This is a genomic window from Planktothrix sp. FACHB-1355, from assembly GCF_014748295.1.
GTDB classification, from domain to species: Bacteria; Cyanobacteriota; Cyanobacteriia; order Cyanobacteriales; family Aerosakkonemataceae; genus Aerosakkonema; species Aerosakkonema funiforme_A.
In genome coordinates, this window is the sequence record NZ_JACJUP010001260.1 from 1 (window position 1) to 1,897 (window position 1,897).

The 1,897-nt window shown below is 39.9% G+C and carries 2 protein-coding genes; one reads left to right on the forward strand and one right to left on the reverse strand.

Translation table 11 applies throughout. The annotated features are described in order from the left end of the window. A partial coding sequence (locus H6S82_RS31410) for a hypothetical protein (RefSeq protein ID WP_191057350.1) occupies positions 1-826 on the forward strand: 826 nt, incomplete at its 5' end. A 325-nt stretch (positions 827-1,151) separates the two neighbouring features. Here H6S82_RS31410 and purC read toward each other — a convergent pair. Next, positions 1,152-1,874, reverse strand: coding sequence for a phosphoribosylaminoimidazolesuccinocarboxamide synthase (purC, locus tag H6S82_RS31415; protein WP_190473056.1), 723 nt, complete (start codon positions 1,872-1,874; stop codon positions 1,152-1,154). Between the last annotated feature and the right edge of the window lie 23 nt (positions 1,875-1,897).

Below are 1,897 nucleotides of genomic sequence, written 5' to 3' on the forward strand. Positions count from 1 at the left end.
TGTTTTGAGAGGAGAGTTAAATCAACTTAAAGATAATAATGCTAAATTGACTCAAGATAATTTACAACTCCGAGCCAACAAAAACTCTTTAGAATCAGAACTAAGACAAACACTAGACCAAATTAAACCTTTAGAAAACCCCAAGAAAAAGCTAGAGCAAGAAAAAACGCAATTAGAAATAAAGTTTGATGCTTTAAACAAAGTAGAATCTGAGCTTCGTCAGGCAGAATCAGAAATTAACCAGCTAAAAAAGGAACTTGAAGAACTGAAACAAACTAAAAAGAACTTAGAAGTAGAGATCAACCAAGAAAAGGCTCAATTTACATCTGTTGAGCAAAAAGTTAAACATTTGGAAAACGTCAAAAATCAATTAAATGCAGCTCTGAAGCAGGAAAAAATTAAAGTTGTGCAGTTAGAGGAGAGGATAAAGCAACTAGAAGAAGATCCTAATCATGGTTTATCCGAGCAGGAGCAAGAATACTTCCATTATTATTATGATCAGTCACATATACTTGACGAAGTAAGTTTGTTAAGATTGTACAACGATTTAGTATATTTTGTTCAAGAATCTTTGAACTGTTCAGGCATAGAAGAATTAGATGATTGGGAAAAAACTGAAGAGTTTTATGTAGAACTTATAAGTAGGGTTTGTTTTATCGATACCATACTCGTCACTAAAATTGAATCCTTAGAAGATGAATTTTCCTTCATCTCCAAGGAAAATAATAATTATGATTTAGCTGATACCTTTAGCTACCCGGGTAAATTTTTGTTTTGGAGTAATGGCACAGTGCGTTGGGAACTAAGTTCTTTCCTTAATAAGTAGGTGGGCGTCTATTGACGCCAGTATGTGAAAAGATGTAAAGACAACAGGTGATTAGATCGGTACAGTAATTGATGTATGCGATCTCTCACAGCAAAACGGTCGCTGATATCTTCAGGACACAAGACAATAATGTTGCTATGCCTTTATTGGCTGGTCGTCATTCATTAGCTCGCGCAGAAAGGAGGTGTCCTCCGAATGATTTGAGCGACCGTCCCTACCTAACATTAGTTTAGGTAGGGACTTCTGCCAACATTTTTCGTTAAACCTGAAAGCCTATAAAGTCAAAAGTCAAAAAGAAGAGGGGCTAACCCCTAGCCCCCAGTACCTAACTCCTAACCCCTAGAACTCTTGCAAGTACTTGCTCATAAGCGCTTTCTACATCTCCCAAATCGCGGCGGAAGCGGTCTTTATCCAAGACGCGGCGGTTGGGATCGGTTTCGGACTGGTTCCACAAACGACAGGTGTCGGGGCTGATTTCATCAGCTAAAAGCAGTTTTTGTCGATTGTCAACACCAAACTCAAGTTTGAAGTCTACCAAGGTAATGCCGCACTCGTTAAAAAAGTTACCGAGAATTACATTAATTTCCCTAGAGAGAGCTTGGAGGCGATCGACTTGTTCTGGGGTAGCAAGTTCCAATAAGAAGAGGCGATCGCGTGTCAGGAGAGGGTCTCCCAAACCATCATTCTTATAGTAAAATTCCACCAAAGGTTGTTTGAGAATTGTCCCTTCTGGCAACCCAGTTTGTTTGCAAAGACTGCCAGCAGCGATGTTTCTGACTACCACTTCTAAAGGTAAAATTTGCACTCGCCGGACGCGCATTTGGTTGGGCGCAGGAGTATCGATAAAATGGGTAGGAATGCCCTTACCCTCTAACATTTGAAACAAATGAGCCGAGATTTTACAGTTGATCTCGCCTTTGCCAGCAATAGTGCCCCGCTTCTGTGCATTAAACGCGGTGGCATCATCTTTAAAGACGGTCAGCAGAATTTCCGGGTCATCTGTAGGGTAAAGTATTTTGGCTTTGCCTTCGTATAGCTTTTCGTTCATTGTTTATTGCTCATTGGTTATTC